4 protein-coding genes and 1 riboswitch are annotated in these 6,255 nt (G+C 70.4%); of the genes, 2 read left to right on the forward strand and 2 right to left on the reverse strand.

All coding sequences use genetic code 11. The annotated features are described in order from the left end of the window. Positions 1-438, reverse strand: a 438-nt coding sequence (locus G7A99_RS24935; RefSeq protein WP_205599847.1) for a LysR family transcriptional regulator, incomplete at its 3' end; no start/stop codon positions are given. 116 nt (positions 439-554) lie between these two features. Between G7A99_RS24935 and G7A99_RS13180 the strand changes: the two genes are divergently transcribed. Next, complete coding sequence (locus G7A99_RS13180; RefSeq protein ID WP_163140832.1) at positions 555-1,460, forward strand: DMT family transporter; 906 nt, start codon at positions 555-557, stop codon at positions 1,458-1,460. A 19-nt stretch (positions 1,461-1,479) separates the two neighbouring features. Here the strand turns inward: G7A99_RS13180 and metE are convergent, their stop codons facing one another. Continuing rightward, positions 1,480-3,777, reverse strand: coding sequence for a 5-methyltetrahydropteroyltriglutamate--homocysteine S-methyltransferase (metE, locus tag G7A99_RS13185; protein WP_163140834.1), 2,298 nt, complete (start codon positions 3,775-3,777; stop codon positions 1,480-1,482). Positions 3,778-3,958: 181 nt separating this feature from the next. Next, positions 3,959-4,097: riboswitch (cobalamin riboswitch) on the forward strand. A gap of 143 nt (positions 4,098-4,240) precedes the next feature. On the opposite strand from metE, the gene G7A99_RS13190 reads away from it, so the two are divergent. Beyond that, positions 4,241-6,255 (forward strand): ribonucleoside-diphosphate reductase subunit alpha (locus G7A99_RS13190; protein ID WP_163140837.1); only part of this gene is annotated, 2,015 nt, incomplete at its 3' end.

A 6,255-nucleotide genomic window follows, 5' to 3' on the forward strand; every position in this document is an offset into this window, starting at 1 on the left:
TGCCACGTCGATCTCGCCGGCGCGTACCCGGGCGACCAGCGTCTCGCTCAGCTCCGAGCGGACCTCCACCTCCACGCGCGGGTACTGCTCGGCGAAGGAGGCGAGGGTGGCCGGCAGGTAGAGTGCGTAATCCGCCGGTATGCCCAGGCGCACGGTACCCGCCACCTCCCGGTCCTCGATCCGCCGCCAGACCTCGCCGTTGAGCCGCAGCATCTCCCGGGCGTAGCCGAGCACCTCCTGGCCCTGGCGGGTGGGCTGCACGGTGCGCGGGCCGCGCTGCAGCAGGGTGATCCCGAGCTCCGACTCGAGTCGCCGCAGCTGCATGCTCACCGCCGACTGGGTATAGCTCAGCTGCCGGGCGGCCGTGGTGAAGCTGCCCGCATCCGCCACGGTGACGAGTGTCTGCAGGGCGCGCAGGTCCAGGGTCCGCTGTCTCATCGTGTCATCACGGATATTGATGGATAGGTAATGAGAATTCGTTAGTCAGATGGAATGATTCTGCCCGAGAATCCCCGCCGACGTACACGGTGCAGGCCGGGAAACGGAGGGACGCCATGATCGGGCAGAACGGTAATCGCATTCTGGAGAACCGTTATGGTCTGATCGTCACCTCCGCCCTGGTGGTGGTGCTCTGGGGCCTGCTGCCGGTGCTGCGGGCGATGGCGGCGTCCGTTCCGGCGCTGCAGCTCACCGGCATGGCGATGGCCTGCGCGGCGCTCACGGGCCGTGTGCTGCCCGGCGTCGGCGGCTCGTTCCGGGGTGCCGCGCGTGAGCACCCGTGGTACGCCTGGATCGCCGTGGTGGGCGGTTTCATCGGCGCGCTCGCCTTCTACTTCGTGGCCCTCGCCCATGCGCCGCCCCACGCGGTGGTGGTGGTGACCTACACGTGGCCGCTGGTCTTCGGTGTGGTCGCGGCGCTCTGTGCCGGGCGGCGGCCGTCGGTGGTCACGGCCCTTGCCCTGTGTCTCGCCCTGGCCGGGGTCGCGGTGCTGCGCGAGGGGGCCGGCGGCGGCGGGGATACCGTGTGGTTCGGCTACGGCGCGGGGCTGCTCTCCGGGCTGTGCTGGGTGGGCTACTCGCTGTTCCTGCAACGCTATTCGCGGCCAGTGACGCCGGCGTATCCGGCCTTTTTCGCCGCGGCCGCAGCGGTCGCGCTCGCCCTGCAGGCCGTCGCCGGCGGGCTGGTCTGGCCGTTACCGCCGGAGGCCCTTCTGGCCGGGGCGTTGCTGGGTATCGGCCCCTATGGCCTGGCGTTCGTCGGCTGGGGGCACGTGGTACGCCATGGCAGCCCGCGGCTGGTGTCGATGGTGCCGTACCTCGTGCCGGTGGTTGCGGCGGCGGTGATGACGCTGGCGGGCTCGCTGGAGCCCACGCCGCGCCTGGCTGTCGGCACGGCGCTGGTGGTCGCCGCGTGCGCGATGGCGGTTTTCGCCGGGCGCCGCGGCCCCGGGGCCGCGTGAGCCCCGGGGCGGATCCCGGTCAGCCGGTGTGGCTGTCCGGGTAGGCGGCGCGCAGCTCGTTGGCTGCGTGGACCATGTTGCGCAGGGCGGGGATGACCTCCTCCCAGCTCCGGGTCTTGAGCCCGCAGTCCGGGTTCACCCACAGCCGCGCCACCGGGATCAGCTCCGCGGCCCGCTGGAGGAGGCGCTTCATCTCCGCCACCTCCGGCGTCCGCGGCGAGTGGATGTCGTAGACACCCGGGCCGATCTCGTTGGGGTACTCGAAGGAGACGAAGGCATCGAGCAGCGTCATCGCGGAGCGGGACGTCTCGATGGTGATGACGTCGGCGTCCAGCGCCGCGATGGCCTCGATGATGTCGTTGAACTCCGAATAGCACATGTGGGTGTGGATCTGGGTCTCGTCACGCACCCCGCTGGTGGCCAGGCGGAAGGCCCGGGTCGCCCAGTCCAGGTAGTCCGCCCAGTCGGCGCGGCGCAGCGGCAGGCCCTCGCGGAAGGCGGGCTCGTCCACCTGGATGGCGGCGATACCGGCGGACTCCAGGTCCACGACCTCGTCGCGCAGGGCCAGCGCGATCTGCTCGCAGGTGCGCGAGCGGGGCTGGTCGTCGCGCACGAACGACCACTGCAGGATGGTCACCGGGCCGGTGAGCATGCCCTTCATGGGCCGCTCGGTGAGCGACTGGGCGTAGCGCGACCACTCCACGGTCATGGGGCCGGGGCGGCTGACGTCGCCGAAGATCACCGGCGGCTTCACGCCGCGGGAGCCGAAGCTCTGCACCCAGCCGTGCTGGGTGAAGCAGAAGCCCTCCAGCAGCTCGCCGAAGTACTCGACCATGTCGTTCCGCTCGGCCTCGCCGTGGACGAGCATGTCCAGGCCCACGTCCTCCTGCTGCTGCACGGCGTAGGCGATCTCCTCGCGCATGCGCTCGGCGTAGGCGGCGTCGTCCAGCCGGCCGGCGCGGTTGTCCCGGCGGGCCTTGCGGATGCCCCCGGTCTGGGGGAACGAGCCAATGGTCGTGGTCGGCAGCAGGGGCAGTGCCAGGCGGGCGTGCTGGGCCGGGGCGCGCTCGGTGTAGGCGTGGGCACGCCGGCTCATGGCCGCGTCGATCCCGGCGGCGCGCTCGCGCACGTCGCTGCGGTGGATGCGCGTCGAGCGCTCCCGGGCCTCGCGCGCCTGTCTGCTGGCCGCCAGGGCCTCGCGCACGTGCTCGCGGCCGTGGCTGAGGGCGGCGCCTAGGGTGGTGACCTCCTCGACCTTCTGCACGGCGAAGGCGAGCCAGCCGCGGAGCTCGTCGTCGAGCCGTTCCTCGGCGGTGACGTCCACCGGCACGTGGAGCAGCGAGCAGCTCGGGGCGAGCCACAGGCGCTCGTCGAGGCGCCGATGGGCGGTCTCCAGGTCGTCGAGCTCGGCGCCGAGGTCCGTGCGCCACACGTTGCGCCCGTCGATCACGCCCAGGGACAGGATCTGGTCGTCGGGCAGGGCGGCGATGAGCGCGCCCGGATCGTCGTTGCCGCGCACCAGATCGACGTGAAGGCCTTCCTTCGACAGGGCAACGGCGGTGTCGAGGTTGTCCCCGAGGCCGCCGAAGTAGCTGGTCACCAGCCGGCGCACGCCGGTGTCCGCGAGCCCGCGATGGGCACGGCTCAGCGCCTCGCGCCACTCGGCGTCGAGATCCGTGACCAGCACGGGCTCGTCGATCTGTACCCACTCGACACCGGCCTCCGCCAGCCGCGAGAGCAGCTCACGGTAGACCGCTACCAGCGGCTCCAGCAGCGCCAGCCGGCCGTTTTCCGGGTCATCGTTGCGGGACAGCGCCAGGTAGGTGACGGGGCCGATGAGTACCGGCTTCGGCGTGTAGCCGGCGGTCTGGGCCTCGGTGACCTGCGCAAGCAGCCGGCTCGCGTCCAGCTCGAAGCGCTGACCGGCAGCGAGTTCCGGGACGATGTAGTGGTAGTTGGTGTCGAACCACTTGGTCATCTCGCAGGCGTGGGTATCCGTGCCGGTGGGGGCGCGGCCGCGGGCCATGCGGAAGTAGGTGTCGATGTCGCGGTCGTCGTCGCCGGTGCGGAATCGCTCGGGGATGACGCCGAACATCAGCGAGTGGTCGAGCATGCCGTCGTACCAGGAGAAGTCGCCGACCGGAACCATGTCCAGGCCGGCGTCCGCCTGCTGCCGCCAGTGGCGGTGACGGAGCTCCCTGCCCGTCTCCGCGAGGGCGTCCCGGCCGGTATCGCCGCGCCAGTAGCTCTCCAGCGCACGCTTGAGCTCGCGGTGCAGGCCGAAGCGGGGAAAGCCGAGGGTATGTGTCGTGACCATCGATCCTCCTGTGTGGTCGTCGTCCATCGGTCCGGGGAGCATGCGCGCCGGGTGAAGGTGAATCAAACTGATTATATTAAAGAAAAACGTGAATATATTTCATACAATCAGGTGGCGCCGACCGCCGCGAGGGTCCGCGCTCGCGTTGTCAACCGGCTTGCAAGAATGCGGTAGGGGCTATATCGTGAGGGGCAGTCCTGAAAAGACACCATATGTTGTGGTGTCGAGAGGGGAACACCGGTGAGAATCCGGGGCTGACGCGCAACGGTAACGCGGTCCTCCGCGAAGCCCGAACACCTCCCAGGACAGGGCCATCCGGCCCCACCGCTGGCTGCCTTCGCGACCGAGGTACCCGGTGCAGAGCGACACCCCGCGCCCGCCGCCGGTGGCGGGCGGACAGCTGCTTTGCACACCTTCGCCGCGTAGGGGCCTCCCGGGAATCGACACGATCTGGAGGTCACCGATGCAAACCGTCTCCGCAAACGCCGCCGTTGCCGGCGATCCCGCCGCCGGGCACGCCTCGCGCGTCGATCTGGACGTGGTCAAGCGCAACGGCACCGTCGCCGACTTCGACCCGGAGCGCATCAGCGTCGCCATGACGCGCGCCTTCCTCGCCGTCGAGGGCGAGGCCGCCCGGGATTCCCGGCGCATCCACGACACCGTCGCCCGGCTTACCGACGAGGTGGTCGCGGCCGTGGCCCGCCGGCCGGAGGGGGCCACCGTCCACATCGAGGACATCCAGGACCAGGTGGAGCTGGTGCTCATGCGCGCTGGCGAGCACCGGGTGGCCCGCGCCTACGTGCTCTACCGCGAGGAGCGTGCCCGGGAGCGGGCGGCCGCCGAGCCTCCGGAGGCGCCGCCGGTCCCGGCCACGTTCCACGTCACCGTCGCGGACGGCACCCGTCATCCCCTCGACGAGGCGCGCCTGGAGCGCGTGGTCCGCGAGGCCTGCGAGGGCCTGGACGACGTGGACGCGGAGCGCGTGCTCACCGAGGCACGGCGCAACCTCTACGACGGCGTCACCGAGACGGAGCTGGAGCAGGCGCTGGTGATGGCGGCACGGATGCTGATCGAGCGCGAGCCGGACTACAGTGCGGTGGCGGCGCGGCTGCTGCTGGACGCCTTGCGCCGGGAGGCGCTGAGTTTCGTCCACGCCGAGCGCCGCGAGGCCACCCAGGCGGAGATGACGGCGGGCTACGCCGAGTACTTCCCCGCCTACATCCGCCGCGGGGTGGACGAGCAGCTGCTCGACCCGCGGCTGCTGGAGTTCGACCTGGAGCGGCTCGGCCGCGCGCTGGAGGCGGGGCGGGATCTGCAGTTCGGGTATCTCGGGCTGCAGACCCTCTACGACCGCTACCTCCAGCACGTGGGCGAGACCCGCTTCGAGCTGCCCCAGGCCTTCTTCATGCGCGTGGCGATGGGGCTCGCGCTGGAGGAGATCGACCGCGAGGCGCAGGCGGAGACGTTCTACGACCTGCTGAGCTCGTTCGACTTCATGAGCTCGACGCCGACGCTGTTCAACGCCGGCACCCTGCGCCCGCAGCTCTCGAGCTGCTATCTCACCACCATCGGCGACGATCTCGACCGGATCTACTCCGGCATCCGCGACAACGCCCTGCTATCCAAGTTCGCCGGCGGGCTCGGCAACGACTGGACCCGGGTGCGGGCGATGGGGGCGCACATCCGTGGCACCAACGGCACCTCCCAGGGCGTGGTGCCCTTCCTCAAGGTCGCCAACGACACCGCCGTCGCGGTGAACCAGGGCGGCAAGCGCAAGGGCGCGGTGTGTGCGTACCTGGAGGTCTGGCACCGGGACATCGAGGACTTCCTCGAGCTGCGCAAGAACACCGGCGACGAGCGTCGCCGTACCCACGACATGAACACCGCCTGCTGGGTGCCGGACCTGTTCATGAAGCGCGTCCACGAGGAGGGGCAGTGGACACTGTTCTCCCCGGACGAGGTCCCTGACCTGCACGACCTCACCGGCGAGGCCTTCGAGGCACGCTACCGCGACTACGAGGCCGCGGCGGAGCGCGGGGAGATGCGTACCGCCCGGCGGATATCGGCGGTGCAGCTGTGGCGGCGCATGCTCACCATGCTGTTCGAGACCGGCCACCCGTGGATCACCTTCAAGGATCCGTGCAACCTGCGCTCGCCGCAGCAGCACACCGGCGTGGTGCACAGCTCCAATCTCTGCACCGAGATCACCCTCAACACCTCGGACGACGAGATCGCCGTGTGCAACCTGGGCTCGGTGAACCTCGCCGCCCACATCGATGACGGTGCCCTGGATCACGAGCGGCTGCAGCGCACGGTCACCACCGCCATGCGCATGCTCGACAACGTCATCGACATCAACTACTACTCGGTGCCCGCCGCGCGCCGCGCCAACCTGCGCCACCGGCCGGTGGGGCTCGGGCTCATGGGCTTCCACGACGCGCTCTACCGGCTGCGCCTGCCCTACGACTCCGAGGCCGC

The organism is Arhodomonas sp. KWT (assembly GCF_010993615.1).

Excerpts from the sequence above, each read along its gene's own strand:
- metE (WP_163140834.1), bottom strand. The coding sequence starts at position 3,777 with ATGGTCACGACACATACCCTCGGCTTTCCCCGCTTCGGCCTGCACCGC.
- G7A99_RS13180 (WP_163140832.1), top strand. The coding sequence starts at position 555 with ATGATCGGGCAGAACGGTAATCGCATTCTGGAGAACCGTTATGGTCTG.